Source organism: Streptococcus oralis ATCC 49296, assembly GCF_000185265.1.
Taxonomy (GTDB): Bacteria; Bacillota; Bacilli; order Lactobacillales; family Streptococcaceae; genus Streptococcus; species Streptococcus oralis_BC.
In genome coordinates, this window is sequence record NZ_GL622183.1 from 192,050 (window position 1) to 218,763 (window position 26,714).

Genomic DNA, 26,714 nt, shown 5'->3' on the forward strand with positions numbered 1-26,714 from the left:
TTTCTCCTTATTTTGGAATTTTTTTACTGACTTTTTTATAGGTTTCTCTGCGATTTTCAATTTCACTGAGAAATTGCAGGTAGTTGTCAAAACGGAAGGTTGCAATAGCGCCTTCTTCTACAGCCGGCTTAACCGCACAGGACGGTTCATGGGTATGGGTACAAGTACGGAATTTACAGTCTCGACTGACACTGGCAATCTCTGGAAAGGCCTGATTGAGGTCTTCAGCCGTTGACACTTCATAATCCAGTGATGAAAATCCTGGCGTGTCCGCGATTTTACCCCCATTGAGATTGTAAAAACTAACAGCTCGAGTGGTATGGCGACCACGACCTAGACTGTCTGAGATCTCTCCTGTTTCAAGATTGAGATCTGGTGCGATTTTATTGAGGAGGGTTGATTTTCCAACACCCGTCTGCCCCATAAAGACCGTCACTTTTCCTGTCAACAAAGGCAAAAGTTCTTCTTTACTAGTCACAAAGTCATAACCAATAGTACGATAGGTCTGCTCGTAAAAATCCAGTTCTCCTCGATCTGACAAGAGGTCCATTTTAGAAATATAAACAATAGGATGAATGCCCTTGTGTTCCAAAAGAACCAAGAAACGATCCAGCAAGTTGCTGTTGAAGTCTGGTTCCTTGACTGACATGATCACCACAGCTTGGTCAATATTGACAATAGGCGGACGGACCAGGCTATTTTTCCGTTCGTGAATTTTGAGGATATAACCTTCGGAATTTTCCTCGGCAGAAAAGTCTACCCAATCCCCAACATAGGGCGTGTGGCCTTTTTTACGAAAATTCCCGCGCGCACGTGTCTGATAGACTTGGCCATCACTCTCTACATAGTAGAATCCTGCCAAGGCTTTAATAATTTGTCCCTGCATCTTAGAGTCCTTGTCCTTTAAGCGCATCTGAAAGGCTAGCAAATTCTTCCAAGCTAAGTGCTTCCCCACGCACAGATGGAGACAAGCCTGCCTGATCCAAAGCCTTGGTCAACTTTTCCTTGACTTCCTCAGTCTTTCCAAAGTAGCCTGTTAAGTTATTCCATAAGGTCTTGCGACGATGAGTGAAGCTAGCCTTGGAAACCTTAAAAAAGAAGTTCTCATCTTTCACTGCTACAGCCGGTTCTGGACGGCGCACCATTTTTAAAATGGCTGAGTCCACGTTTGGGGCTGGCACAAAGACCGTACGTGGCACGATGAAGGCAACCTTTGCTGTCATATAATACTGCACCGCAATCGACAAACTACCATAAGCCTTAGTATTTGGCTGTGCTGAGATACGGTCCGCCACTTCTTTTTGCATCATGACGACAAACTCACTAAAAGGAATGCCACTTTCGATCAAGTGCATGAGAATAGGCGTTGTGATATAGTAGGGCAAGTTGGCTACTACCTTAATCGGCAATTCTGGATTTTTGAAATTCTGGATATGTTGCGCCAAATCCACTTTGAGAATGTCCTCGTTAACCACTGTTACATTGTCAAAATCACGAAGAGTATCTGCCAAAATCGGTACCAAACGGTGGTCGATCTCAAAGGCCATGACTTGAGCTGCACGCTCAGCTAGAAACTCCGTCAAAGCACCAATTCCTGGCCCGATTTCGATAACATTAACCTGATCATTAATTTCAGCCGTATCCACGATCTTTTGAAGAATATTGGTATCCGTCAAGAAATTTTGCCCGAAGGACTTTTTAAAGGTAAAACCGTGACGCTCCAGCACTGCCTTAGTCACGCTATAATCTGCAATTCTCATCTATTCTCTTTTCTATTTGTTAGCTAAAAACAATCTATAAACCCAAACAATTATCAACACCAAGAGAAACCAAAATCTCAAAGGAATATGGTACTCATCATCTTTAGATTCGGCACCGGTCTCATCGAGCACTTGCTCATCTTCTTTACGTGGTGCTTGCTTGTTTTCTTGGCCTTGCGATTGCTCGTCTTCTTGATATTGCTCTTGTTTTTGATTCTCTTCTTGACCTTGTGCCTGTTTTTCTTCTTGATCTTGTTCTTGCTTATCTTCTTGATCTTGTTCTTGCTTATCTTTTGGGCCTTGCATTTTCTTCAATTCATCTTGGTATGCAACCGAGTCTAGAATATTATCTTCTGGCAATAATTTTGAGGCATAATAATCAGGAAATCCCATAGCAGACCAAATTACGTTCTTTTCTGTTAAAGAAAAATCCAATTCTTGGGGTTGATTTTCCTGAATGGCTCGGATATTTTTTATAAGCTTACGCGAAGCTATAGTCAATCCATCCATATCAGCAACTTCTAAAATATCAAATCCTAGCATGTCACCTGCTTTGACATTTGCAAGAATATAGCGAACAAAATCATCATATAGTTGCAAGGTCTGAGGAGCGTTCTTTTCTAAAAAGGAGCGGTTTTGGGTGGCCTTTTTCTGGAATTTTTCAATAGGAAGTAAGATATTAAATTTTTTCCATAGAATATTAGGCATTCGCACATCTTTTTCATCCCAAAATAATTGCCAAAAATAAGGAATGGTGTAAACTCCCTCCATTAAAATACGTACGTCTTTCCCGTTTTTTAAATAAATATAGCTTCTATTTGCCATATCGTTTCCTTTCACCATTTTTATGAAGGCTTTGCCTTCCGTCAAAGTCACTCCAAACAGGGCCATCTGTTTAAATCGCCTCTTGTTATCAAAAAATCAATGCATATTGTTTTAATTTTCATTCATTATCTTTTAAGAAAATCATTTATTCTCTTTTCTAATAGGAAAGGCGATATATCCAAACAAATTCGTTTCCTCTAGAAGTCTGATGAATCAGGTCTTTTAAATAGATATTGGGATTCGTCAGTTCTTTTGTTTCTGTATGATAGCTTGTTATTGTCTGCCCACCATGTCGGAGAAGCCACTCTGTATCCAATCTAGGCAAATATCTGTCCTTTTGAAGAAAATCACAAAATTCCTCTACTGTTATGTCCTCAGGAACTTCAAGTTCTACCTTGTGAGGCAGAACATCATCACCCATACAGATAGACTCTCTATCAACGATTATTTTCATCCCTTGATCAACCTTTAGCTCTTCCTTCTAGTTCCTCACTGAACTGTTGCATTTCTTTGAACGCTTTGTCACTGACATAAACACCCGCTTTATAATACTCAGTCTGGTTAATGGCATAGTCAAAGATTTCAATCATGCCTCCAGCGTTTTCAATCATAGCGCTCCAATTTTCATCGAAAACCATTCGCAAACGTTTCCAATCCGTAAACACTGAAACCGAATTTCGTCCATTTTTTCCTTCTCTAGTCGGAAGATTAAATGTAGCAGATTCTTCTAAAACATGAGCATTACTTTCCTGACTAGGTTCAGGAAATCCTGATGATGCATTTATAGGAAGAAGGAATTTAGCTTTTGGCATTGCCATTGAAAAGAACTTATAATAGAGTTTATAAATTAATTCTTCCTCTTCTGTAGTCGGTCTATCCATCTGTCCCATCAAAAGCATCCATCTCACAATATCAGGGTTCATAACAGGAACTTGTATCTCTGGCAAGCCTGAAAAATCTGGTTTTTGAACTAAAATAGAAGAACTTATACTAACTTCTTTGGTATTAAAGAATGCTCCTAAAGCACCATTCAAGTAAAAAGCTGTCCCAAGAAAATTCTCAATTCCTTTTTTATCTTCCGTATTTTCAATCCGTTTTACCACTTTTAATTGGTTTTCAATTGTTTCCTTATACTGATGATACCAACGAGGGGTAAATAGCATAATCATTGGGTCAGTGCATAGATAGCCTTCGTCACCTCTATCATATGTAGTTGAGAAAAGATAAGGTTCCCCAGTATTTTCTGAATAAACTGCATAAATCGAATCTGCTTCTAGCAACTTGTCCTTGACAATTTCTGCTAGACGCTCTGACTTACGAGTATTTTCTTGATTACTCTCTTCACTTTTTGGTTTTTGACGGCAATCCCATAAAAAAGCCTGTAAAATTTCGATACTATCATCAAGACTAAGATTCTGATAGTCCTCATCGCTTACTTTACCTTCTTGAATAGTCACAAAAGTTCGATAGAGAGCATAAGCATAGCTAGATAAACGCTTTTTTTCAGCTACACCAGGACTATAGAGCACACTTCCCTTTTTTAACTTAGCTAGAGAGGGAAGCATATCGATCTCTAGATAAACTAACTCCTCATCTCTAAGAGATTCCACATCTTTATTTTGGCAAGTAAGTTTTTTTACAACTACAGTTTCAAGAGTATCCATACCTTGATCGGGATTGCAAAACTGAAGACGATCACCAACTGTCAAACTCCCTTCCAAAGTCGCAGCAATCAGTAATTCCCTCTTTTCTTTCATTGGAAAGAAACCCAAAACTCCTAGACAAGCATCTCCTTTGGTTTCTTCTGTTGTCTTCTGTACTTCTGTCTTTTTAAAAAAATCAAAAATTCCCATTGCTTTTCCTCATTAAATTCACCCAAATGCAGATTTTATCAATTATCTTTTTTTATCAGGCATGGTATTGAGCATAATTGAAGCATATGCTATTACCTCTATTGTAACACATTCCCTTTGTATTTTTGGGCTATCTGGTTATTGTTATCACTTTTCAGGACTCTCCAAACAGATTTCGATATCTAAATTTCTTTCCACTATTGAAGTAAGCATAAAATTTATTTTTCTAATTCTTTATAGATTGTCTCTTGAAAATGTCAGTTGTTCAAGTAAGGAATAGAGTTTTGCTTGCTCCTCTTCTTCGTAAGCAGATCTATTTGCTTTTACTTCCCTGCATTTCTCGTCATACAAAAAACCGTCATATCCATCTTCTGTAGATAAGGCTGTGTAGACTTTGGCCATTTCTTCAGGACTAATCGAAAAACTTGACTTGATTTTATACAAATTTTTCATAACAGTGCTGAGGTGATCATAGCGGCGCATATCAACTTTGACATTGGTCACACGGATTGCCTGAACCTTGATACCTTTCCAATGTTTTCGCATATAAAGCGACAGCATCAACAAGGCTAGTTTATTCTGATAATAGGTCTTAGCAGGACTATAATGTTTTTGACCAGCTAAATTTTCAAAATCAAGCTTCATGAAGGGATAAAGCATCAATCCTTGGGAAGAAATATTAATAATCCGACCACTCTCAGATTTTTCCAACAAGCCCTTCAACAAGGTAGAAAGTAAAAAGGGAGCAACCACGTTGGTCGCAAATTGTTTTTCCAATCCGTCTTTGCTAAGAATCGGCTTTTTGACCGATAAGTCAAAATCAGCCGCATTGTTCATTAAAACATCTAGAGTCTCTTCTTTTTGAATATACTGTTCCACTGCTTTCTTGATACTCTCCAAATCAGATAAATCAGCCAAAATATAATCTACATGCGGATTTCCTGTTTGTTGACGGATTTTTTCACAGGCTTGCTCAGCTGCTTCTTTCCGTCGGCAAAATAGAGTCACTGACCAGCCCTTTTCAGCTAATTGTTTTGCAGCCTGATAGCCAATACCACTATTGCCACCCGTAATAATTACTTTTTTCATTCCTTACTCCGTTAGACTGAATACTTAGCCATCACTTCTTCCACTTCTGCCAAGGTTACTCCAAACAACTCCAACCGCTTGAGGAGTTGCTTGCCGTTGGAATAGCCAATGCGAAGCTGTTCGCCTAGATACTCTCGGCGCCTACGACTGTCTGCTCCCGCTAGGAAACCTAGGCGAATCAAGTCACCACGACTGATGTCAAACTCGTTCTCGTTTTCAAATTGCTCTGTCACCTGAGCCAGCGCTGTTTTTAGGTCTTCATAGCTGGCGTGTTCGATTCCCAGAGAACGTCCCTTGGACTTGGATTTGGGAACAGCCTCATCTCGCTTGAGGAAGGCATGCTGAACTGTTGGAATGGCCGTCATAATCATGCGACGAATCCGCTCCCCATTAAAATCTGGATCGGTAAAAACAATAACTCCATGCAAATCATGCAGGCGACGAATCCGCTCTATATCCTGGTCATTTATTGCAGAACCTCGTGTCTCATAGGTTTCCACGTCAAAGTAACGTTTAAGATTAGCCGTATCATCGCGACCTTCAACCACGATGACTTGGGAAATTTTTTCTTTCATCACTTGCTGTCCAATCCAAAGATACGCTCTGCATTTGCAGTCGTTACTGCGGCTAACTCCTCAGTCGTCATCCCACGCAAGTCGGCGATAAAATCTACCACGTATCGTGTATAGGCTGTTTTGTTTTCACGGCCACGCTTTGGTACTGGAGCTAAATAGGGTGCATCCGTTTCTACCAAAATTTTATCCAAAGGAAGCTCTCTAGCAGCTTCTTGGATATCCGTCGCTTTTTTAAAGGTCACCACTCCTGAGAAAGAAATAGTCATGCCAAGCTCGACAAACTTCTCAGCCCACTCCAAAGAGCCTGAAAATGAATGCATGATGCCACCACGAGGACCAACGCCCTTGCTCTTGATAATCTCATAAGTATCTTCTAGCGCATCACGGGTATGGACTACAAAGGGCAAATTCAAATCCTTAGACAACTGAATCTGACGACGAAAAACCTGCTCCTGCACTTCCTTAGGTGCTGTCATCCAATGGTAGTCCAGACCAATCTCCCCCAAGGCAACAACCTTGGGATGTTTTAGTTTTTCAAGCAAGTAAGCTTCAACCTCGTCTGTGTAAGTCCCTGCTTCCGTCGGATGCCAGCCAATAGTTGCGTAGAGTTGCTCATACTCACCTGTCAATTCTAGGGCTCGCTCAATGGTCGGTGTATCAAAACCAACAATATTCATCTGTGTCACACCCATCTCAGCAGCCAAGGCGATTTCTTCGGCCTCACGTCCTGCAAATTCTTCTACATTTAAATGTGTGTGCGTATCAAAAATCATCTCTTCTAACCTCATTTTCTTCCATCTATTATACCAAAAATAGCATCCCTCGGCTTGTAAAAATATTCTAATACCGATCATTCTCCCTTGACTGCATTTTTTCAAAGCAGTATAATAACACTTATTGAAATTTTCAGCAAAGGAAAAGAAAATGTTTAGAAAATTAAAATATACCTTTATCGGTCGACCACTCAAGTCTCTCACAGATAGTGAAGGGGGATTACTTGGAAAAATGCAGGCACTTGCAATGTTATCCAGTGATGCCCTGTCTTCTATTGCCTACGGACCTGAACAAGTCATTCTCGTTTTAGTCAGTCTCTCTCCTCTCGCTATTTGGTGGAGCCTCCCTATCGGTATTTTTGTCCTCTTACTCCTCGCTAGTTTGACCATTTCCTATCGTCAAATTATTCACGCCTATCCTCAAGGTGGAGGAGCTTATATGGTCACTCGGGAAAATCTCTCCCCTGAACTAGGCTTGATTGCAGGGGGCAGCCTCCTTGTTGACTATATGCTGACAGTAGCCGTATCCGTTGCGTCTGGAGCTGATGCTATTACAGCAGCCATCCCTGCCCTCCATCCCTACAATCTTCATATCTCTATTTTCCTAGTCTGCCTGCTCATGCTCTTGAATTTAAGAGGATTGAAGGAATCTGCCAGCTCTCTGATGATTCCCGTCTACCTCTTTATCTTCAGTACCGTCTTTCTCTTGCTTTATGGATTCTTTCAACTATTTACAGGTTCCCTAAACTATCAGGCGACTTCAACCATTGGGCAAACCGTTCCGAGCCTTTCCATCGTTCTCCTATTGAGAGCCTTTACCAGTGGCTCTGCCTCTCTGACAGGGGTTGAGGCTATTTCAAATGCGGTACCATTTTTCAAAACTCCGAAAGAAAAGAATGCTGCTCAGACCTTGACCATCATGTCCTTGATTTTAGGTTTTCTTTTTGCAGGCATTACCTTCCTAAACTACTGGATGGGCATCACTCCTCAAAATGGAGAAACCATCCTCTCGCAAATGGCCAAGGGCATTCTTGGTGATTCATTCTTTGGCCATGCTAGCTACTATCTCTTCCAGTTCTCAACAGCCTTGATTCTAGCTGTAGCTGCAAATACTGGCTTTTCAGCCTTCCCTATGTTGGCCTACAATATGGCTAAAAACAAGTACATGCCCCATCTCTTTATGGAAAAGGGGGATCGCCTTGGCTACTCCAACGGTATCTTAACTCTGGCTTTTGGAGCTATGATCCTTCTTCTCATTTTTAATGGGAATACTGAACGCTTGATTCCTCTTTATACTATCGGGGTCTTCGTTCCTTTTGCCCTTTCTCAGACTGGGATGATTCGTCATTGGAAAAAGGAAAAAGGAGCAAACTTCTTAAAACCTGCCTTTGCTAATATCCTTGGGGCCATCATTTGTTATGCTATCGTTCTCATTCTACTTTTCTTCAGACTGGGTGATATCTGGCCATTCTTCCCAATTATCCTAGTTCTTACTTTCCTCTTTTTGTCCATTCACAGTCATTACCAAAAAGTGGCAAAACAGCTACGACTCTACGAAGGAATTGAAAAACGTACCTATGACGGCAATCTTGTCCTTGTCCTAGTAGGAAATGTTACTCGAGTAAGTGTTGGAGCCATTAACTACGCTCAAAGTATCGGTGACGAAGTGTTGGCCATGCACATTTCTACTAAAGAAACGGCAGAAAAAGACCAAGAAATTCTTCAGGAATTTGCCGATTACTTCCCAAATATCACTCTGAAGAATATCAATACTAGCTACCGCGACATCATCACCCCTAGCGTTAAGTATGTCAAACGAATCGCCCAAGAAGCTAAGCAAAAAAACTACACCGTTACAGTTCTCGTACCACAGTTTATTCCTAACAAGCCTTGGCAAAATATCCTGCACAATCAAATGAGCCTCAAACTTAAATACGCTCTCAGATGGCATGAAGACGTCGTTATCGCTAGCTACTCTTATCACTTAAAAGAATAAACAAAAACTCAAAATCAGTAACTTATATCTGGTTTTGAGTTTTTTGTATATGACCTTTTAAAAGAGCCCTCTATGAGTTTCATCTAAAATGACCGATTTCGTAGACAGTTCACTATGTAGGATAAAAAGAAAAGCCAGTAGACTCGAGTTCCTACTGACTTCTTTGTTGAATTCGTTTGGATTATGCAGCCAAAACTTTGCGTCCTTTACGACGACGAGCTGCCAATACGCGACGACCGTTTTTAGTTGACATACGGTTACGGAATCCGTGTTTGCGCGCACGACGAAGTTTACTTGGTTGATAAGTACGTTTCACGATGAATACCTCCTCATAGATTTTGTATTCGTTTAGCCGGCTATAAAGTGATCAGTTACTAAACATACTTTACTATTCTATCTGATTCTTACCTATTTGTCAATAGCTCTAAGGAAATGTTTCCTGCTTTTCCCTATGAAAGCCTTATCTACGATACTGACTCAAGAAACGTGTCATCTTTTCTTGGATTTGCGCCAATTCGTCCACACGAGGAAGGTAAACAATACGGAAATGGTCTGGTTCCTTCCAGTTAAAACCACGACCATGAACCAAGAGAACCTTTTCCTGCTTCAAGAAATCAAGAACGAACTGTTCATCATCATCGATGCGGTACATATTGCGGTCAATTTTAGGGAAGATATAAAGACCCGCCTTCGGCTTAACCGCAGACAAACCTGGGATATCTTGGATAGCATTGTAAATGAAGTTTCTTTGCTCGTAAATCCGTCCACCAGGAAGGAGCAATTCATCCACTGACTGGTGCCCACCTAGTGAAGTTTGTACGACTTGCTGGGCCAAAACGTTAGAGCAAAGACGCATATTGGACAGCATATTGAGACCTTCGATATAGCCCTTGACATGGTGCTTAGGACCAGACAAGACCATCCATCCTACACGGAAACCAGCGATACGGTGAGATTTTGACAGACCATTCATGCTGACACAGAAAACATCTGGTGCCAAGCTAGCCACAGGCGTATGCACATGCCCATCCATCACCATGCGATCATAAATCTCATCCGCAAAGATGATCAAATCGTTTTGACGAGCAATCTCAATAATCTCCAACAAGAGTTCCTTAGGATAAAGGGCTCCAGTTGGGTTGTTCGGATTGATAAGAACGATTGCCTTAGTGTTGGAAGTAATTTTTGACTTGATATCGTCAATATCAGGGTACCACTCTGCAGCTTCATCACAGATATAGTGAACGGCATTTCCCCCAGCTAGGCTGACCGCGGCTGTCCAGAGAGGATAGTCTGGCATAGGCACCAAGACCTCATCGCCGTTATCCAAAAGCCCTTGCATGGACATAACAATCAGCTCACTGACACCATTTCCAAGGTAGATATCATCAATGTCTACATTGGGAAATTTCTTCAGTTGGCAATACTGCATGATGGCCTTGCGGGCTGAGAAAATCCCTTTGGAGTCAGAATATCCCTCACTATCACGCGCATTCATAATCAAGTCATGAATGACCTCATCTGGCGCTGTAAAGCCAAATTCTGCTGGATTCCCTGTATTCAGACGTAAAATCTTTTCTCCGTTTGCTCGCATCCGCATGGCTTCTTCCAAAACAGGACCACGGATATCATAGGCAACGTGCTCTAACTTACTAGACTTATTATATTCTTTCATCTTGTTTCCTCAATTCATCGAGATAGTAACATTATACCACTAGAAAGGGATTGCGACAAGTTTCCTGAAATGAGCAAGCAAAGAAAAAAACTCACAACGACTAGGTTTTCACCGTCTAAACAACTAGAATACAGAAGTATTTTCTCACATACCAAAAGACAAACCTAGAAAGATCAGCGCTATAAAAGAGTCATACAAAAGATTAAACATGAGAAAGAGCCCCCACGTGACCAAATAGTCCAAGCGACCACTTCTCTTTGCAATCACAAATAAAATGGTGTGGTAGACTAGGTGAAAGAGAAGAAATCCAACAAAACCTGGATAGAGAACGGGCATGACTCTTTCCAGCTGCCAAAGCATCACTACTTCAGCTACAAGTGACGCAAGGATAATTCCATGATAAAGAAAACTTATTTTTTTAGAAGCTTGAACAAAATCTTTCATACTTTCTCATCCCCTCGCTGTCTTTCCTACTAGCTCGTTTTCTTTTATTTTAACATATCTCCACCAAATTGAATCTCCAATAATATTTATTGAAATATGATTTTTACTTTACTTCTTTAGTGAAAAGGATTACAATAACATTAAGAAAATTTCAGGAGGTTTCATTATGGCACAACGTTACCAAAATGTTATGGTCGCAATTGATGGTTCTAAAGAAGCGGACTTGGCTTTCGTCAAAGGTGTTTACACTGCTCTACGCAACGAATCCAAGCTCACCATTGCCCATGTTATCGACACACGCGCTCTTCAAAGCGTGTCTACCTTTGATGCTGAAGTTTACGAAGAACTCCAAGTCGATGCTGAAAGTCTGATGAAGGAGTACGAAAAGCGCGCAAGAGATGCTGGTGTGACCGATATTCACATCGTCATCGAAATGGGAAATCCAAAAACCCTCCTTGCCCGTACTATTCCAGACGCAGAAAATGTCGACCTGATTCTCGTTGGTGCAACAGGGCTCAATGCCTTTGAACGCCTCTTGGTTGGTTCTTCATCTGAGTACATTCTCCGCCATGCAAAAGTCGATTTACTGGTCGTGAGAGAAAGTGAAAAAACATTGTAATCATTTAAAAAGGGAGCCTTGAGCTCCTTTTTGTTTGTCCTGATTGGGTCACAAAAAGGCTTTAAACAATTGTTTAAAGCCTCTATCTTATTTAGAAAGTAGTCAATCTCAAAAGATTGAATTATTTGTAACTGTATGCCCAGTAGTATACACCGTTTCCATCAACTACTGCTGCTACAGCTCCTTCAGTGACATTTGGATCGAGAAGCAAGTCTCTCAAACCACTGTTTGCCCATTTCTTAACGACAACAGCTGCATCTTCATCACGACGTCCAACAAAGCCTGAGCTATCGTATTGACGTGAGATTTCATTTACTTTTGGAAGTGCTTGATTTTGATAAATGTCTTCTGACCATGTCAACTCTTTCAAGCCTTGAGCTTTACGCTCTTCATTGATTTTAGCGAAAGCTTCTTTAGCTTTTGAAACATAGTCATAGTTTGTATCGTTTGTTGCTTCAACACGGTAAACAAACTTAACATAACCAAATTCTACATCACTGTATTTCTTATCCTCAACACCACTCTTAAGATTTGCAATCAAGACATAATCCTTAGCATATGGGTTTTCTTTGGTTTTTTCAAAGATTTCTGGATCTTCGATTTCCCATTCAACTTTGGCATCCCATCCTGCGTTATCAAGGAACTTAGGATTCATCTTTTCGATAACGTAGTTCTTGAACTCTTCAACATTCTTGAATGGCAATGCTTGACCTGCTTTAGCAGTCGTTACCAAGTTAGTTGAGTAAAGTTTCACGCTTGAGTTCTTGTCACTGTACATGTACTCGTCATCAGCAGTATTTTCGTGAAGTTTTGGATCACGAGCTGGATCGTTTGGATCAGTCATCCCTTGAAGTTTCCATTTTCCTCCAAGCCACTTCCAGTATGCTGAGTAACCTGTACGCTCTGAGTTAGATGGTACATAGTAGTAATGTGCACTACCGTCGAAGTAGTAGTTTTTATCATTTTTGAGGACTGCATCACCTGGTTTACCTGGTGGGTAAACCAATTTTGGAGTTTGTCCATTTGGTGCCCAAGCCAAGTGTTCCAATCCTTCAGCTGGTTTTTCAACATAATCAGGGATTTGATTTTCACTTGGTTCATCAGTTGTTACCAAACCTGGTGTTGTTGGGATAGCTGGAGTTGCTGGTGTTGCTGGTTTTGGTTCCGCTGGCGTTTCTGTAGATGGTTTGAATGGATCAAATTCACTATCAGCACCATTAATTGGTGGGTTTTCTGGTAGGTCAACACTTGGAGTTGCTGGTTGTGCTGGTTGTGGCTCAGCTGGTGTTGTTGGCTCTTCAGGTTTATCACTAGGAGCTGGTGTTGGAGTCTCTGGTTCTGCTGGCGTTGGAGCAGGAACTTCAGGTTGACTTGGTTGTGCTGGTGTTGTATCAGCAGAATCTTTCACCAATACCCACTTACCATTTTGGTAGTAGTAATAATCACCATTATCCAATACATAGTAATGGTAACCATTTTCGTAACGATAGTGCGGATCGTTTTCCAAGTTGTTAGTAGATGAGTTATTATTACTGTTGTTTGTCAAAGGTTTCCACTGACCGTTGCGATAAATACGGTAGCTACCGTCGTTCATACGGTAGTAGTGATTGCCATTCCAGTAAATATAGTTTTCATCGCTAGCAAGGTTGTTGTAATTATTCCAGTAGTTATAACCATAGTAGTTGCTACTGTTGTCATAGCCATAGTAGTTATTCCAATTATTGTAACCGTAGTTGTAACTTGGGTAATAGCTACCATATCCATAGTTGTAACTTGGGTAATAGCTACCATATCCATAGTTATAGCTTGGGTAGTAGCTATTGTAGCCATAGTTATAGCTTGGGTAATAACTATTGTAGCCGTAACTTCTTACAGTATAGTTTGATGTACGGCTACGATTTGCAGTAGTACGGTTAGAAGTACGATTGCTTGAACGACGGCTAGTTCTTGTATAGTAGCTATTATTCCCATTCCAATTATAAGCAGCGTGAGCTTCACTTGGTGCAAAAGTTGGAAGCATTGTTACAGCTGTTAAAACAGAAGCTGTCAAATAGGTATATTTTTTCTTCATTTCAACCTCTTAATTCTTTAATTTCTAAACTTGAAAATTAAAATAATAAAAATTTGGAAAGCAATTGTGCACAATTTTATAACTAAACCTCAAAGCTAGAGTGAACTCCTCACATCAACTTGTTAACAGGCCTGAAATAAACAAGTTGACTCTCTGTCTTAAAAAAGAGCATATTGTAGTAGTATGAGGATTTTATATTTATTCGCTTTCTGAATTTATTCTAACACATCAACTTTCAAATATCAAATAATTTGACTTGTCTTTTTTTGATGTTTTTTTAAAAGAAAAGCTAGATATATTAGTAATATATCTAGCTTTTTAACTATTCTTTGTAAGAAATGTAATTTCCTGTTATTTTATTTTCACTATCTTTTCATTTTTTTCTTTTCTTTTTCTAGTATAAATATGCTAATAATAATTAGTGATATATATAAAATTGTTCGGTTTTTCAGCTCAAAAAATCCCCGAATTTTTCATCCAGGGAAAAGAAATTTCTCTTATTTTTTATTTTTTCTTTCTTTATGTCGCTCATAAGCTTTAAACTGACGTTGTAGTTCCTGTCGGATGGCAGGTTCTGGAGCATATTTTTCTTCCCAGTCATCTGGTTTTAAAATCTTGTGTGTAACTGGGTCAAAATGAGCTTTTCCATCAGGGAAGACCTTTCCCATATTTGCTTCATGAACAATATCAAAAATACGTTCTGGATCTACTCCCATCAAAACAAAACTACCGTATGTAAAATACAGTGTGTCAATCAAAGCATCCACTTGACCGACCAAATTTTGCTTAGCAGGTGTCTTTTTCGCCACTTTCTCTGCCGCCTTATCAAGTGCCTCATGCATGCTTGCAAGGGAGTCTTGGAATTCTTCCTCCGAAGAACTTGCTGCGCGAACAAACTCTACTAATTCTTCAATTTTAAAGTCTGCGCGGTGGGTTGCACCTTCAGCATCCCATGCCTGTGGCTCTTCTTGAGTTCGTTCATCCATCATGTGGTGGAAGGTTTTGACCTTATTAAAGTGGTAGTCTCGACTGACAAACACTTTTTCTGAAGCCAAAACACCAAAATGCTCGAGCGCCTTGTGGATACCATCTTGTTGATTACTTGCCGTAATATGCTTAGCAACTTCTTTGACACTGCTACTGCCATTTCCCATAGCAACCGACATACCAACCCCCGCCAACATTTCCAGATCGTTGTCTGAATCACCAAAGGCCATGACTTGGTTGAGATCAAAACCATATTCTTTCCCGACTCGGCGAATGCCTTCTAGTTTGGAATTTCCTTGGTTGATGATATCTGCTGCAAAAGGATTGCTTCGAGTTAATTTCAAATCTTCAAAATCACTTGCTGCCTTCTCAGATTCTTCTGGCGTCATCAGCATCAAAACTTGATAAATGGGTTGATTAATCAAGTTAAGCAAGTCGTCTTCCTTTTGAGGAACTGCCTTGCTGACCATTCGATTAAAGGAACGGCTAACGGTTCTTGTCAGAACAGTCGGAATAAAACGACTAACCAGTTGGGAAAAGGAGCCGAGACCAAATGACATAATTTTCGAACCAACAACGGCATGCTCGGTTCCAAGAGCGATTTCTTTACGCTCCTTTTTAGCGTAAGCAATCAGTTGACGCAGGCTTGACTTAGCAATCGGACTTGCAAAGAGCACCTTTTCTTTATTAAAAATGTATTGGCCATTGTAGGTCACCGCAAAGTCTAGGTCCAAGTCTTCCATCAATTCCTTGACAAAAAACGGCCCTCGTCCTGTCGCTACTCCAACAAGCACTCCTTGCTCTTTGACAATCTTAATCGCGTCCTTAGTGGATTTCAAAACACTCTTGCGATCGTTGACTAGCGTTCCATCGATATCAAAAAAAACAGCCTTGACTTCCATCCTGTCCCATTCTCCCCTTTTGTGTTACAATGATTATACCACATTTCAGAAAGAGTGACTAAATCATGCCTAAGAAAATCCTTGTTTTACATACAGGTGGGACTATTTCCATGCAAGCAGACGCCACTGGTGCCGTTGTAACTAGCCAGGAAAATCCCATGAACCATGTTTCCAATCCGCTTGAAGGGATTGAGGTTCATGCCCTAGACTTTTTTAATCTGCCAAGCCCTCATATCAAACCCAAGCATATGCTTGCACTCTATCATAAGATTAAAGAGGAAGCTGATAACTATGATGGAGTTGTCATCACACATGGTACAGATACCTTAGAAGAAACAGCCTACTTCCTTGATACCATGAAAATTCCGCCCATCCCCATCGTTCTAACAGGGGCCATGCGTAGTTCAAACGAACTTGGTAGCGACGGTGTATATAACTATCTGAGCGCGCTGCGAGTTGCCAGTGATGACAAAGCAGCCGACAAGGGTGTGCTGGTCGTCATGAACGACGAGATCCACGCAGCCAAGTATGTTACCAAAACTCATACGACCAATGTCAGCACCTTTCAAACCCCAACACATGGACCACTTGGCCTCATCATGAAGCAAGAAATCCTCTACTTCAAAACGGCTGAACCTCGTGTCCGGTTTGATCTTGAGCATATTCAAGGTCTGGTTCCCATCATCTCAGCCTATGCCGGTATGACAGACGAGCTGATCGATATGTTAGACTTGGAACAGCTGGATGGCTTAGTTATTCAGGCCTTCGGAGCAGGCAATATTCCCAAAGAAACAGCTCAAAAGTTGGAAAATCTCCTCCAAAAAGGAATTCCAGTCGCCTTGGTCTCACGATGCTTTAATGGCATTGCTGAACCTGTCTACGCCTACCCAGGTGGAGGAGTGCAGTTGCAACGAGCTGGTGTTTTCTTTGTCAAAGAACTCAACGCTCAAAAAGCGCGCCTCAAATTATTAATTGCCCTTAATGCTGGACTAAAAGGACAAGCTTTGAAAGACTATATGGAAGGCTAATCCTCTTCTCTAGAACACAAAATCAGGAAATCTTCACGATTCCCTGATTTTTTCTATTTACGTTTTCGTGTAGAGCGACGTTCTGTCAAACCATGAGGCAAGAGAACTTCACGTTCTTCCAACTCTTCCTTATGCATAATCTTCGTCAACATACGCATGCTGATAGCACCTAAGTCATAAAGAGGTTGGGCAATAGTCGTCAAGTTTGGACGAGTGAATCGTGCAATCTGAGAGTCATCTGTCGTGATGATTTCAAACTCTTCTGGCACAGATACGCCATGGTCAGCCAAACCATTCAACACACCTGCCGCCAATTCATCACCTGTTACAACTGCGGCTGTAGCTTGTGATGAAATCAAGCGTTCTGCCAAGGCATAACCATCGTCATAGCTGTATTTTGATTCAAAGACCAATCCCTCGCTATAAGAATGTCCTGCTTTTTTCAAGGCTTCCTTGTAACCGATCAAACGAACCTTGCCATTGATATCATCGACAAGTGGTCCACTCACAAAAGCAATTTTCTCATTTTCTTTGAGAAGATAGCTCACGGCATCAATCGTTGCTTGTTTGTAGTCGATATTGACACTTGGAAGTTGGTGTTCTACATCCACAGTACCAGCAAGAACAACCGGTGTCCGTGAACGAGAAAACTCTGAACGAATCTTTTCAGTCAAGTGATAGCCCATAAAGATAATCCCATCGACTTGTTTTGAAAAGAGAGTGTTAACCACTGAAACTTCCTTTTCATCATCCTCATCACTATTTGCAAGGACAATGTTATACTTGTACATTTCAGCAATGTCGTCAATCCCCTTAGCAAGTGTTGAGAAATAACCATTGGTAATGTTAGGAATCACAACTCCGACTGTCGTTGTTTTCTTGCTAGCCAAACCACGTGCTACCGCATTTGGACGATAGTCCAAGCGATCAATCACTTCTAGGACTTTTTTTCGAGTGTTCTCTTTAACATTCTTGTTGCCATTAACGACACGGCTAACTGTTGCCATTGAAACTCCTGCTTCACGGGCGACGTCATAAATCGTTACTGTATCATCTGTGTTCATTCCGTTTCCTTTCTATAATGAAAATTTCGCTTTCACGCATCTACTTACTCCATTTTATCACTTATTGTAAACACTTTCAAGTGTTTTTTAGAGAAACTTTGAAAAAATTTCACAGTTTATTCCCATTTTGAAAAAGCGATTACGATTTCTTGATTTTTAAGACATTTTGCTGTATGATAAGGAAAATAAAAGGGGGAGGAAAACATGGCTTTTACAAATACACAGAGACGTTCCGCTAGTTTTGGTGTCGTGACCAGCTTGCCTGATGATGTCATTGACTCTTTATGGTATATTATCGATCATTTCCTGAAAAATGTCTTTGAATTAGAAGAAGAACTTGAGTTTCAACTGCTCAACAATAAGGGGACCATCACCTTCCATTTTTCTAGCCAGCACCTTCCGACTAGTATTGATTTTGATTTCAATCATCCTTTTGATCCGCTTTATCCTTCTAGGGTCCTTGTTTTAGACCTGGACGGCAGAGAAACCATCCTCCTTCCAGAAGAAAATGACCTATTTTAAAAACTCTAGCTTCTCGGCGCAAACTGCTGAGGAACTAGAGTTTTCTTTTTCTAATAAATGGATCGACTAACTACTAGACCATTGGGTTTTGTATACTCTAAATCAAGGTAATCCTGATAAGTCCCTGGCACAATGAAACCTTGGGGACTCAATATATCAGTTCCAGCTTTTCCCACGATAGAGTCTGCCAGCAAAACACAATTGGTACTGAGAACAAAGTAGGTCTTAAACTCGGATGAGCTGAATTTATAGAGGGTCGCATCTGCTTCCTCTTTTAGTTGGTAGGAGTAGGTATGCTTTACCTCTCCCTCTCTTCTTTTCATCAACTGCGAGCTTGGTTCCCAAGGAATTAACAGGTCTTCTATCTCCGCTAAACGCGCTTGGATAGCTGCTTTCTGTTGCTCCGTCAAACTCAGACCGTAAGCAAACAAGGTCTTCTGACTCTCCCTCTTGCAGAGTTCGATGTATTTTTCCCGATTGGCCTTAAACAAAACACCATCTCCAACCATGCCGAATAAACGCTCCGAGTGGGGATCATAGGAACCATAGGAAATAACCTTCCCTTGATAACAAATATCCACATGTCCCATGGCGAGGAAGAAAGATGTTTCTGAGGTATGGATAAAAATTTCCAGATCAACCGTCTGGTCATTTTTTCTTTCTGAATGAACTTCCCCTTCTTGACTTTCATGATTTGCCAGCCACTCATTTAGTTTTCGCAAGGTACTAATAGGAATAAGAGCTGTCACAAAGATCGGCAAGGTCATTCGCATTCGTCGTTTCAGCTTGGGATTGTTTTCTATCTTTTCAAAAAAGAAACCGTCCCGGAGGCTACTGGCTCCTAGCATGAGCAAGTAAAATCCAAGCAAGAGCAATTCAAAATTCGCTGCATCGTGAAAAGGAGAGATGCTATAAAGCCCGAATCCTATCATCCATACAGCATCGAAGAGATGATGGAGCCGAGGATGAATAGCATTTTTTCGATAGAGAGACCAAGTCACAAGACTAATGATGCCCGTAAACAGCTGGTAGCTCGCAATGATAAAAACCAGGAGATAGAGGGCAAGGTCTTGCAAGATGATAGAGTCAAACACCAGAGCCGCAACCACCAGCTTGCCCAGGGTTACAAAGATATTTTCCCGACGTTTTTTATCCTGAAACCAGCGAGTCAACAAGTGCCAAACTGCTGACAAGGAAAAGTAGCCCATCAGCAACTGGTACCCCATTCGCGGAATAACTTGTCCAAATCGAATCAAGAGAAGCCCTAAAACAATAGCAAGTAGTCCCTCCCCGATACTCTTCCACTTGCTATAGGTCTCGGAAAGTTTAGGCATTTCCTTGCTCCAACTGGTCAACCAAGTATCGAATTGGTTGCTTTAGGATCGGATGGATAAAATGGGGAGCTATTTCCACTAACGGCTCAAGAACAAAGAGGCGTTCTGCTATATAAGGATGAGGCAAGATGAGTTCGTCTGTATAGATGACTTGGTCCTCCACAAAGAGCAAGTCCAAATCAATCAAGCGAGGCCCCCAACGCACTTCTCTCACCCGTCCCATTTCTGACTCAATGGCTAATAATGTTTCTAACAAGACTGGTGCTGGTAGCCAGGTTTCTACTTCAATCACCTGATTGGCAAAGCTATCTTGTTCCACACCACCCCAAGGCTCTGTCGCCAAGACACTGGACTCTTTGAGAATATGGATACCTCGAGCTCGCAGTTTGTCAATAGCTTGTTCCAAGTTTGCTTGCTTATCCCCCATATTGCTTCCCAGAGCGATAAAGGCCCGTTGTTTGCGACGGCGAATGGTCACCGAGCAGGTATCCAATGGTAAATGCACTGGAGCCCATGGTTTTTTTAGTTTCAACTCAATCTCTTGGACAAGAGGATAAGTCTCAAAGGTACGTTCAACTAGTTTGTAGGCTACCGTTTCAATCAAATCCTCAGTGCTTTCCTGAAACCAAGTCGTCCACTGCTGACACAATTCTCCGTAATGGACAGAAGCTGTCAAATCCAATTCTGTTGCCGCCTGGGTCATATCATAAGATAAGCTTGCGGAAATAACAAACTTCTGCCCCAATTCTTTCTCACTTGGAAAAAGACCATGATAGGCAAAAATTTCCAAATCTTTAATCTGCAGTTGATCCATAACTAGTCCTTTCTAGAAAAATCCGCATGAAGCGGATTCTTTTTATACTCAATGAAAATCAAAGTGCAAACTAGGAAGCTAGCCGCAGGCTGCTCAAAACACCGTTTTGAGGTTGCAGATGGAAGCTGACGTGGTTTGAATTTGATTTTCGAAGAGTATTATAGTCCCATTAAACGATAAGCCTGGTCTCGGAGGTCTTTATCTGTTTCAAATACACCTCGCGCTACTGTCGTCAAAGTCGCAGTACCTGGTTTTCTGACACCACGCATGCTCATACACATATGCTCGGCCTCAATGACAACAAAGGCTCCTTTAGCCCCCAGATAGTCCATCAAGGCATCGGCCACTTCAATATTTAACCGTTCTTGAATCTGTGGTTTTTTAGAATAAATTTCAACCGTACGGGCAAGCTTGGACAAGCCTGCCACCCGACCATCTGGAATGTAGGCAATGTGCGCTCTCCCATAAAAGGGCAAAAAGTGGTGCTCACACATAGTGTGGAAAAAGATATCCTTTTCTACAACCATATTATCGTCGATAATCTCAAAGGATTTTGACAGGTGTTCCTCAGCAGTTTGGCCAAGACCTGAAAAAATCTCTTGGTACATACGAGCTACACGAGCAGGTGTTTCCTGCAAGCCCTCGCGGTTAGCGTCCTCACCAACAGCCTCAATAATCATTTTTACAGCCGTTTCAATCTTTTGTGTATCCATTCTCGTTCTTCCTCTCCATCAGATAGGCTCTCACTTGGCTCAAGAAATACAAGGAACCTGTGACAATCCTAACTGTTTGTTTCTCTTCATTTTTATCTGTCAATTTCTGCTCTAGAAAATCCTGCCAAATTTGGTAATTGAGATTTCTAGACTTGGCTGTCTCTTTCAGCACGCTTTCATCCGTCGCCCGACTATCTTCAAAATAAGTCAGAGTCAGTTGACTATCTGGCACCGTCTCTAGCAAATCCAGCATATCCTCCAAGGCCTTGGTCTTGATACAAGTAAAGAGGATTTCCTTATGATAATCCGCAAAGCGTTCTTGCAAGGTTGCTAATAAAGCCTTGATAGCATGGGGATTGTGGGCCCCATCCAAAATCATCAAGGGGTCGCTAGACACGACCTCCAAACGCCCTGGCCATCTGGTCTCTTTCAAAGCTTGAGCAACCAAGTCATTACTTGCCAACTCCCGTCCAGTCTCCTGGCAATAAGTGTCTAGGAGAGCAAGCGCCATCCCCGCATTTTCTATCTGGTGCAAACCAAGCAGACCTGTTTGAAAGCGACCTTGTCTGACAGAACTAGTATAATCAAAGATTTCACCAGCTACCACGCTTTCTTGATGACGAACCTGATAATCTTTTCCATAGGCAAGTCTAGGCGCATTTTTAGCTTCTGCAATAGAGTCTATCACAGTCAAGGCTTCAGGAACAATATGACCTGTCACCAAGGGAATACCTTGTTTGATAATACCAGCCTTCTGCTCTGCTATAGCTTCCAAGGTGTCACCAAGTAGGGCTACATGATCCAGTCCAATGGTCGTAATTCCTGTTAAAATTGGCTGGCAAACATTAGTACTATCCAAAAGACCACCCATGCCGACTTCCATGATAGCCACATCTACTTGCTCTGAGGCAAAGTAATCATAAGCTAGAGCTGTGATAATCTCAAATTCGGTTGTCCCCTGCAAATTGGTAGCAGATTCCCCCTCAAGCAAAGACTGATAGTCTGCCATGAGGGCTTCTAGCCTAGCCTCGGGAATGGATTCCCCATTAATGCTAATCTGATCCGTATAATGAATGAGATAGGGCGAGTTGAACACCCCAACTCTCAGCCCTAGGTTTTCCAGCATCTTTTTCAAAAAAGCAATGGTAGACCCCTTGCCGTTGGTCCCTCCAATATGGATAACCTTGAGTTTGAGATGGGGATTGCCTCGCAGAGCTAGGAGTTCTACCATGCGTTCCAAGCCAAAATGTGGTTGGTCCGTCCGGTAGTGGGCAATCCACTGATTGTTTTGAATTTCGTTCATCTTACTTATATTGTTTTAAATCTAGATTTTCTGCATCATCTGCCAAACGAATGGCTGACGCAATTTCAACCGCCATCCTGTGACTGGCAACATCATGCACGCGCACCACTTCCACACCCTGTCTCACAGCGATACTGGTTACATGAGCAGAAGCTGTGTCTCGATTGCGGAAACCAAGTTCGGTCCCAGGATTAACTTCAAAGCCATTTTCTTCTAGGATATTAATGACAAACCGCTTACGCGAAACTCCAAGAAAGATCGGATAGCCTTGCTGGTGTAGTTTATCTAGATCCCGTAGAAGGAGTAGATTTTCCTTCTTGGTCAGACCAAAGCCAATCCCTGGATCCAGCAGAATATTTTCTCTTGCAATTCCAGCTTGGTTCGCTCTCGCTAGAGCACGTTCAAAGAAAGCCTTCATCAAGTCTTCGATTGGCATTTTTTCAAAGTCAGCTAACTCTTCCTCTGTAAAAGCTTGTCCAAAGCCAAAATGCGGAAAAATGAGCGAACTAGGGTGCTGAGGTCGAGCCATGACTGGATTAAACATGATAACCACATTTGCTCCAGCCTTCGCAACCACATCCGCCATTTTCTCATCTCCCATGAGACCAGTGATATCATTGACCAGATTGGCACCAGCAGCCAAAGCAGCCTCTGCCACCTGACTTTTCCAAGTATCAATGGAAATGAGAACATCACTTTCCTCACGGATAGCTTTAATCACTGGAACAACACGCTGGATTTCCTCTTCTATTTCAACATAGCTACTGCCCGGCCGAGTCGATTCTCCACCGATATCTAGCATGCTCGCTCCTTCTGCTAACAATTTACGAGCCTGCTGGAGCGCCTGCTCAAGAGCAAAAAACTGCCCACCATCCGAAAAAGAATCTGGGGTTACGTTGATAATTCCGCAAATAGCTGTTTTTTCGTGGTTGACTTTATTGGACATATCGGTCACTCCCTCAAGGTTTTTCACCATATTATCTTTCTATTTTACCATAAAAAGAAAAAGATGAACACGCTAGTGTTCATCTTTTCCAAGCGGGCTAATGGTTTAGAATGATAGACCTAGATTTCTACTAATCAACACCAATAAGGCCAACAAACAAAATGCAATACCATTGAGAATCATATGAAGCAAAATGGACATCTCCAAACGCTCAGTCTTATAGGCTGTCCAAGTCAAAACCGTTGACATTCCTCCATAAATAATCACAGAAGGTAGATTGGTTGGCATATGGAGCAAGGCAAAGACGATTGCACCAACAATAAAACCTAATTTTTCTTTTCCACGGAAAATCTTTTTAGGAATAATTCCACGACACAAAATTTCTTCACAAATCGGCGCAATCAAGACTAGTAGGAAGAAAGTTGAAATCAAGGAACTATTCTGAACCAAACCATTCAGTATTGATTGGTTACTGGTTGTTGCCTCATTTGTTAGTCGAAGCAGGAGTGAACCCAAGAGATTTGTCGCAAAAATCACCAGATAACTCAGTACCAAGCGAGCCAAGTCTTTTGCCTTAAAAAAGGATAGATTAAAAGTAGCAAGTTGTGTTTTTCGTGCACCAATAATGAATACAATCAAAACGACTATGGATAGGGCACTAACTAAGAGTCCTGACTGTAAAATTGGAAACTGTTTGTTTGCTAAAAACAAAGCAAGTCCTATGGGAAATTGAGATAGAACAAAAGCTACCAAAAGGATGAGCACCCATTTCCCTCTGTTTAAAACCTCTTGCCAAATCGTCTTATCTTTCATGATGTACCTCCTTATAATTAAAAAGGGGAGACTCCCCTTTTCCTATTATACCATTTATAGCGCCATACTGATATAGTTAAGGATAAACAAGGCATCCAAAATCCAAATCATTACGTGCACATCCTTGGCTTGACCTTTGACAACTTTTGTCAAGGTGTATGTCAAGAAACCAACAGCAATCCCTTGTGTGATAGAGTAGCTGAATCCCATAAAGATAGATGTGAAGAAGGCAGGAACCGCTTCAGCCATATCATCCCAAGGGATATTTTTCAAGTTAGAAAGCATCATGATACCGACGATAATCAAAATTGGTGCTGTTGCAGCTGTCGGAACAATCGCTAGAAGTGGGCTAAAGAAGCTAGATAGAGCAAAACAGATCGCAACTACTAAAGCTGTCAAACCAGTACGTCCACCAGCACCGATACCCGCCGCAGACTCAACATAGGTCGTAACGTTTGAAGTACCTGCAATGGCACCTACTGAAGTTGCCACCAAGTCAGAGTAAAGAGCCTTGTCCAATTTAACTGACTCATGGTTTTCCCCACTTGTCGCAACGATACCAACTTTTTCACCAGTACCGATAAGAGTACCGATTGTATCAAAAATATCTGTTAGTGAGAAGGCAAGAATAGCCATCAAAGTTTCTGGTAAACGCGAAGTGTTTGAAATCAAAGATCCTAAACCTTCTGAACCAAGAGCAGCACCAAACAAAGTTCCTAAATCATTAACCGCTGCTGAAAGATTATTGCTAGCGAAGTCAATCCCTGATAATTTGACAACACCAACAGCAATGGCAAGGACAGTCGTTGTTAAAATAGAAAGAATGATTCCACCTTTGATGCCTTTAACAACAAAGAAGATGGTAATAGCCAAACCAGCAAGAGCCACCAATACTGCTGGAGTATTGAAGTCTACCAATCCTGGAACAGCTGCTGAGTTTGCAGTAAGTGCAGCTTGAGCCTTGTCTGCTCCTTCACCTGCTACCGTATAAGTACCTGGGTCGATTGAGAATTTCAAGAGACCAGCATTCTTAATCCCAACATAGGCAAGGAAAACACCAATACCAGCGGAAATAGCTGAACGAAGTGTTGTGGGAATAGATTCGATGATCATTTTACGAACATTTGTCAAGGTGATAATCAGTGAAATAATTCCACAAATGAAGACCATACCAAGAGCTTCTTTCCAAGTATAGCCCATCCCAAACACAACTGTAAATGTAAAGAAGGCATTTAGTCCCATACCTGGTGCTTGTGCGTACGGCAAATTAGCATAGAAAGCCATCATCAAAGTACCGACTACAGAACCGATAATCGTTGCCAAGAACACACCTTGAACAGGCATACCCGTTTGGGAAAGCATTTGAGGGTTTACAAAGAGAATATAACTCATTGCAAAGAATGTTGTTAAACCAGCAAGCACCTCTGTACGGACATCTGTCCCGTGCTCTTTTAGTTTAAATAGTTTGTCCATTTTTAATCTCCTTTTGTTTTTTACGAACAATATTAGTATTATATCATTTATCATTCACCTTTTCAATATGTTTGTTTGATTTATTTAACAAATCAAAGCAACTGAGTTTTTGTTCTTATCTGCTTTTCTTCCTTCTTTTTGATATAATAGAAGACATCTTATCTGGAAACGACTAGGAAGGTTTATATGACTAAAAAAATTATCGCAGTCGATTTGGACGGAACCCTGCTAAATAGTGAAAGCAAGCTCTCCGATTTCACCAAAGAGACGATTAAAAAAATTTCAGAAAAAGGACACCATGTCATCATCACGACAGGCCGTCCGTATCGTATGGCAAAAGACTTCTACCGTGAACTAGAATTGCATACTCCCATGATTAACTTTAACGGTTCCCTTACCCATCTACCAGGACAGGCTTGGGCGCATGAAAAATGCTTGACCTTGGACAAAAAATACCTACTAGACATGGTCAAGCGCACGGAGGATATCCAAGCCGACTTTATTGCAGGAGAATATCGAAAAAAATTCTATATCACAACTCCGAATGAAGAAATTGCAGACCCTAAACTATTTGGCGTAGAGAACTTCCGGCCGGAAAATCAATTCAAGCCTGAACGAGTAACCAAAGATCCCAACTGCATCCTCTTGCAAACAAGGGCTGAAGACAAATACGCTTTAGCGGACGAGATGAATCGTTTTTATCAACACCAACTATCCATCAATACTTGGGGAGGCCCCCTCAACATCCTCGAGTGTACTCCTAAGGGGGTAAACAAGGCCTTTGCTCTAGAGTACTTGCTCAATGTGATGAATCGTGATAAAAAAGACTTGATCGCCTTTGGTGATGAACATAATGACACCGAAATGTTGGCATTTGCAGGCAAGGGATATGCTATGAAAAACGCCAATCCTGCTCTTCTTCCATATGCAGACGAACAACTTCCTCTGACAAACGAAGAAGACGGAGTTGCCCACGCTTTACAAAATTTATTCCTATAAAAGGAAAGATTACCCTCTGTGATCTTTCCTTTTTGTTTTCATTCTTTTTTCATAAAGGCGATTTATTTTCTGTATTTTTATATTAAATTTTCTATTACCATTTTCATTTATTTCTTAAAAGCATTGATATATTAAC

26 protein-coding genes are annotated in these 26,714 nt (G+C 41.3%); 5 read left to right on the plus strand and 21 right to left on the minus strand.

Features of this window, described 5'->3' with window-relative positions:
• Window positions 1-7 precede the first annotated feature (7 nt).
• The 8 genes from rsgA to HMPREF8578_RS03215 all read right to left on the minus strand — a co-directional run bounded on the left by rsgA (window position 8) and on the right by HMPREF8578_RS03215 (window position 6,875).
• Window positions 8-886 carry a ribosome small subunit-dependent GTPase A gene (gene rsgA, locus HMPREF8578_RS03180; protein ID WP_001161995.1) on the minus strand — a complete coding sequence of 293 codons (879 nt, stop codon included), beginning with the start codon at window positions 884-886 and terminating at the stop codon, window positions 8-10.
• 1 nt (window position 887) lies between these two features.
• Entirely contained in the window at window positions 888-1,760 is an 873-nt protein-coding gene (rsmA, locus tag HMPREF8578_RS03185; RefSeq protein WP_001216885.1) for a 16S rRNA (adenine(1518)-N(6)/adenine(1519)-N(6))-dimethyltransferase RsmA, read from the minus strand.
• A gap of 12 nt (window positions 1,761-1,772) precedes the next feature.
• Complete coding sequence (locus HMPREF8578_RS03190) at window positions 1,773-2,585, minus strand: hypothetical protein (RefSeq protein WP_025168798.1); 813 nt, start codon at window positions 2,583-2,585, stop codon at window positions 1,773-1,775.
• 157 nt (window positions 2,586-2,742) lie between these two features.
• Window positions 2,743-3,039, minus strand: a complete 297-nt coding sequence (locus HMPREF8578_RS03195; RefSeq protein ID WP_000692385.1) for a hypothetical protein — start codon at window positions 3,037-3,039, stop codon at window positions 2,743-2,745.
• Between the two features lie 7 nt (window positions 3,040-3,046).
• A complete protein-coding gene (locus tag HMPREF8578_RS03200; protein WP_000510793.1) occupies window positions 3,047-4,438 on the minus strand; it encodes an SseB family protein in 1,392 nt (463 codons plus the stop codon).
• Between the two features lie 234 nt (window positions 4,439-4,672).
• Window positions 4,673-5,527, minus strand: coding sequence for an SDR family NAD(P)-dependent oxidoreductase (locus HMPREF8578_RS03205; protein ID WP_000755758.1), 855 nt, complete (start codon window positions 5,525-5,527; stop codon window positions 4,673-4,675).
• A gap of 11 nt (window positions 5,528-5,538) precedes the next feature.
• A complete protein-coding gene (gene rnmV, locus HMPREF8578_RS03210; RefSeq protein WP_000659984.1) occupies window positions 5,539-6,102 on the minus strand; it encodes a ribonuclease M5 in 564 nt (187 codons plus the stop codon).
• Window positions 6,102-6,875 carry a TatD family hydrolase gene (locus HMPREF8578_RS03215; RefSeq protein WP_000575630.1) on the minus strand — a complete coding sequence of 258 codons (774 nt, stop codon included), beginning with the start codon at window positions 6,873-6,875 and terminating at the stop codon, window positions 6,102-6,104. The genes rnmV and HMPREF8578_RS03215 overlap by 1 nt, the downstream gene beginning before the upstream one ends.
• A 151-nt stretch (window positions 6,876-7,026) precedes the next feature.
• On the opposite strand from HMPREF8578_RS03215, the gene HMPREF8578_RS03220 reads away from it, so the two are divergent.
• Complete coding sequence (locus HMPREF8578_RS03220) at window positions 7,027-8,871, plus strand: APC family permease (RefSeq protein ID WP_000488837.1); 1,845 nt, start codon at window positions 7,027-7,029, stop codon at window positions 8,869-8,871.
• 181 nt (window positions 8,872-9,052) lie between these two features.
• On the opposite strand, the gene rpmH is transcribed toward HMPREF8578_RS03220, so the two are convergent.
• From rpmH to HMPREF8578_RS03235, 3 genes are all read right to left on the minus strand, one after another.
• Complete coding sequence (gene rpmH / locus HMPREF8578_RS03225; RefSeq protein ID WP_000831905.1) at window positions 9,053-9,187, minus strand: 50S ribosomal protein L34; 135 nt, start codon at window positions 9,185-9,187, stop codon at window positions 9,053-9,055.
• Between the two features lie 144 nt (window positions 9,188-9,331).
• A complete protein-coding gene (locus HMPREF8578_RS03230) occupies window positions 9,332-10,546 on the minus strand; it encodes a pyridoxal phosphate-dependent aminotransferase (protein WP_000666454.1) in 1,215 nt (404 codons plus the stop codon).
• Between the two features lie 144 nt (window positions 10,547-10,690).
• Entirely contained in the window at window positions 10,691-10,990 is a 300-nt protein-coding gene (locus HMPREF8578_RS03235; RefSeq protein WP_000651409.1) for a hypothetical protein, read from the minus strand.
• A 166-nt stretch (window positions 10,991-11,156) separates the two neighbouring features.
• Between HMPREF8578_RS03235 and HMPREF8578_RS03240 the strand changes: the two genes are divergently transcribed.
• Entirely contained in the window at window positions 11,157-11,609 is a 453-nt protein-coding gene (locus tag HMPREF8578_RS03240) for a universal stress protein (protein ID WP_000079162.1), read from the plus strand.
• Between the two features lie 121 nt (window positions 11,610-11,730).
• Here the strand turns inward: HMPREF8578_RS03240 and HMPREF8578_RS03245 are convergent, their stop codons facing one another.
• Together HMPREF8578_RS03245 and HMPREF8578_RS03250 are read right to left on the minus strand one after the other, a co-directional pair.
• Window positions 11,731-13,680, minus strand: a complete 1,950-nt coding sequence (locus HMPREF8578_RS03245) for a CAP domain-containing protein (RefSeq protein ID WP_000731508.1) — start codon at window positions 13,678-13,680, stop codon at window positions 11,731-11,733.
• Window positions 13,681-14,177: 497 nt separating this feature from the next.
• Complete coding sequence (locus HMPREF8578_RS03250; RefSeq protein WP_000453121.1) at window positions 14,178-15,569, minus strand: Cof-type HAD-IIB family hydrolase; 1,392 nt, start codon at window positions 15,567-15,569, stop codon at window positions 14,178-14,180.
• Between the two features lie 65 nt (window positions 15,570-15,634).
• Here HMPREF8578_RS03250 and HMPREF8578_RS03255 point away from each other — a divergent pair, with 65 nt between their 5' ends.
• Window positions 15,635-16,597 carry an asparaginase gene (locus HMPREF8578_RS03255; protein ID WP_001124808.1) on the plus strand — a complete coding sequence of 321 codons (963 nt, stop codon included), beginning with the start codon at window positions 15,635-15,637 and terminating at the stop codon, window positions 16,595-16,597.
• Between the two features lie 53 nt (window positions 16,598-16,650).
• Here HMPREF8578_RS03255 and ccpA read toward each other — a convergent pair whose 3' ends face one another.
• The gene (gene ccpA, locus HMPREF8578_RS03260) at window positions 16,651-17,661 is read right to left on the minus strand and encodes a catabolite control protein A (protein WP_001090635.1); all 1,011 of its coding nucleotides are present in this window, start codon (window positions 17,659-17,661) and stop codon (window positions 16,651-16,653) included.
• Between the two features lie 204 nt (window positions 17,662-17,865).
• Between ccpA and HMPREF8578_RS03265 the strand changes: the two genes are divergently transcribed.
• Window positions 17,866-18,183 carry a DUF960 domain-containing protein gene (locus HMPREF8578_RS03265; RefSeq protein WP_000886048.1) on the plus strand — a complete coding sequence of 106 codons (318 nt, stop codon included), beginning with the start codon at window positions 17,866-17,868 and terminating at the stop codon, window positions 18,181-18,183.
• A 50-nt stretch (window positions 18,184-18,233) separates the two neighbouring features.
• Here the strand turns inward: HMPREF8578_RS03265 and HMPREF8578_RS03270 are convergent, their stop codons facing one another.
• The 7 genes from HMPREF8578_RS03270 to HMPREF8578_RS03300 form a co-directional block, all read right to left on the minus strand.
• Window positions 18,234-19,517, minus strand: a complete 1,284-nt coding sequence (locus HMPREF8578_RS03270; protein WP_001125362.1) for a membrane protein — start codon at window positions 19,515-19,517, stop codon at window positions 18,234-18,236.
• Entirely contained in the window at window positions 19,510-20,331 is an 822-nt protein-coding gene (folK, locus tag HMPREF8578_RS03275; RefSeq protein ID WP_000372506.1) for a 2-amino-4-hydroxy-6-hydroxymethyldihydropteridine diphosphokinase, read from the minus strand. The genes HMPREF8578_RS03270 and folK overlap by 8 nt, the downstream gene beginning before the upstream one ends.
• 158 nt (window positions 20,332-20,489) lie before the next feature.
• The gene (gene folE / locus HMPREF8578_RS03280; RefSeq protein ID WP_000380930.1) at window positions 20,490-21,044 is read right to left on the minus strand and encodes a GTP cyclohydrolase I FolE; all 555 of its coding nucleotides are present in this window, start codon (window positions 21,042-21,044) and stop codon (window positions 20,490-20,492) included.
• On the minus strand, window positions 21,025-22,347 hold the full coding sequence (locus HMPREF8578_RS03285; RefSeq protein ID WP_001002855.1) for a bifunctional folylpolyglutamate synthase/dihydrofolate synthase: 1,323 nt from the start codon (window positions 22,345-22,347) through the stop codon (window positions 21,025-21,027). The genes folE and HMPREF8578_RS03285 overlap by 20 nt, the downstream gene beginning before the upstream one ends.
• Before the next feature lies 1 nt (window position 22,348).
• Entirely contained in the window at window positions 22,349-23,323 is a 975-nt protein-coding gene (folP, locus tag HMPREF8578_RS03290) for a dihydropteroate synthase (protein WP_000240367.1), read from the minus strand.
• 75 nt (window positions 23,324-23,398) lie between these two features.
• Window positions 23,399-24,106, minus strand: coding sequence for a CPBP family intramembrane glutamic endopeptidase (locus HMPREF8578_RS03295; protein WP_000653646.1), 708 nt, complete (start codon window positions 24,104-24,106; stop codon window positions 23,399-23,401).
• A gap of 54 nt (window positions 24,107-24,160) precedes the next feature.
• Complete coding sequence (locus tag HMPREF8578_RS03300) at window positions 24,161-25,579, minus strand: NCS2 family permease (protein ID WP_000359242.1); 1,419 nt, start codon at window positions 25,577-25,579, stop codon at window positions 24,161-24,163.
• 186 nt (window positions 25,580-25,765) lie between these two features.
• On the opposite strand from HMPREF8578_RS03300, the gene HMPREF8578_RS03305 reads away from it, so the two are divergent.
• On the plus strand, window positions 25,766-26,578 hold the full coding sequence (locus tag HMPREF8578_RS03305; RefSeq protein ID WP_000162369.1) for a Cof-type HAD-IIB family hydrolase: 813 nt from the start codon (window positions 25,766-25,768) through the stop codon (window positions 26,576-26,578).
• The last annotated feature ends 136 nt before the right edge of the window (window positions 26,579-26,714 follow it).

Excerpts from the sequence above, each read along its gene's own strand:
- rsgA (WP_001161995.1), bottom strand. The coding sequence starts at position 886 with ATGCAGGGACAAATTATTAAAGCCTTGGCAGGATTCTACTATGTAGAG.
- rsmA (WP_001216885.1), bottom strand. The coding sequence starts at position 1,760 with ATGAGAATTGCAGATTATAGCGTGACTAAGGCAGTGCTGGAGCGTCAC.
- HMPREF8578_RS03190 (WP_025168798.1), bottom strand. The coding sequence starts at position 2,585 with ATGGCAAATAGAAGCTATATTTATTTAAAAAACGGGAAAGACGTACGT.
- HMPREF8578_RS03195 (WP_000692385.1), bottom strand. The coding sequence starts at position 3,039 with ATGAAAATAATCGTTGATAGAGAGTCTATCTGTATGGGTGATGATGTT.
- HMPREF8578_RS03200 (WP_000510793.1), bottom strand. The coding sequence starts at position 4,438 with ATGGGAATTTTTGATTTTTTTAAAAAGACAGAAGTACAGAAGACAACA.
- HMPREF8578_RS03205 (WP_000755758.1), bottom strand. The coding sequence starts at position 5,527 with ATGAAAAAAGTAATTATTACGGGTGGCAATAGTGGTATTGGCTATCAG.
- rnmV (WP_000659984.1), bottom strand. The coding sequence starts at position 6,102 with ATGAAAGAAAAAATTTCCCAAGTCATCGTGGTTGAAGGTCGCGATGAT.
- HMPREF8578_RS03215 (WP_000575630.1), bottom strand. The coding sequence starts at position 6,875 with ATGATTTTTGATACGCACACACATTTAAATGTAGAAGAATTTGCAGGA.
- HMPREF8578_RS03220 (WP_000488837.1), top strand. The coding sequence starts at position 7,027 with ATGTTTAGAAAATTAAAATATACCTTTATCGGTCGACCACTCAAGTCT.
- HMPREF8578_RS03230 (WP_000666454.1), bottom strand. The coding sequence starts at position 10,546 with ATGAAAGAATATAATAAGTCTAGTAAGTTAGAGCACGTTGCCTATGAT.
- HMPREF8578_RS03235 (WP_000651409.1), bottom strand. The coding sequence starts at position 10,990 with ATGAAAGATTTTGTTCAAGCTTCTAAAAAAATAAGTTTTCTTTATCAT.
- HMPREF8578_RS03240 (WP_000079162.1), top strand. The coding sequence starts at position 11,157 with ATGGCACAACGTTACCAAAATGTTATGGTCGCAATTGATGGTTCTAAA.
- HMPREF8578_RS03245 (WP_000731508.1), bottom strand. The coding sequence starts at position 13,680 with ATGAAGAAAAAATATACCTATTTGACAGCTTCTGTTTTAACAGCTGTA.
- HMPREF8578_RS03250 (WP_000453121.1), bottom strand. The coding sequence starts at position 15,569 with ATGGAAGTCAAGGCTGTTTTTTTTGATATCGATGGAACGCTAGTCAAC.
- HMPREF8578_RS03255 (WP_001124808.1), top strand. The coding sequence starts at position 15,635 with ATGCCTAAGAAAATCCTTGTTTTACATACAGGTGGGACTATTTCCATG.
- ccpA (WP_001090635.1), bottom strand. The coding sequence starts at position 17,661 with ATGAACACAGATGATACAGTAACGATTTATGACGTCGCCCGTGAAGCA.
- HMPREF8578_RS03265 (WP_000886048.1), top strand. The coding sequence starts at position 17,866 with ATGGCTTTTACAAATACACAGAGACGTTCCGCTAGTTTTGGTGTCGTG.
- HMPREF8578_RS03270 (WP_001125362.1), bottom strand. The coding sequence starts at position 19,517 with ATGCCTAAACTTTCCGAGACCTATAGCAAGTGGAAGAGTATCGGGGAG.
- folK (WP_000372506.1), bottom strand. The coding sequence starts at position 20,331 with ATGGATCAACTGCAGATTAAAGATTTGGAAATTTTTGCCTATCATGGT.
- folE (WP_000380930.1), bottom strand. The coding sequence starts at position 21,044 with ATGGATACACAAAAGATTGAAACGGCTGTAAAAATGATTATTGAGGCT.
- HMPREF8578_RS03285 (WP_001002855.1), bottom strand. The coding sequence starts at position 22,347 with ATGAACGAAATTCAAAACAATCAGTGGATTGCCCACTACCGGACGGAC.
- folP (WP_000240367.1), bottom strand. The coding sequence starts at position 23,323 with ATGGTGAAAAACCTTGAGGGAGTGACCGATATGTCCAATAAAGTCAAC.
- HMPREF8578_RS03295 (WP_000653646.1), bottom strand. The coding sequence starts at position 24,106 with ATGAAAGATAAGACGATTTGGCAAGAGGTTTTAAACAGAGGGAAATGG.
- HMPREF8578_RS03300 (WP_000359242.1), bottom strand. The coding sequence starts at position 25,579 with ATGGACAAACTATTTAAACTAAAAGAGCACGGGACAGATGTCCGTACA.
- HMPREF8578_RS03305 (WP_000162369.1), top strand. The coding sequence starts at position 25,766 with ATGACTAAAAAAATTATCGCAGTCGATTTGGACGGAACCCTGCTAAAT.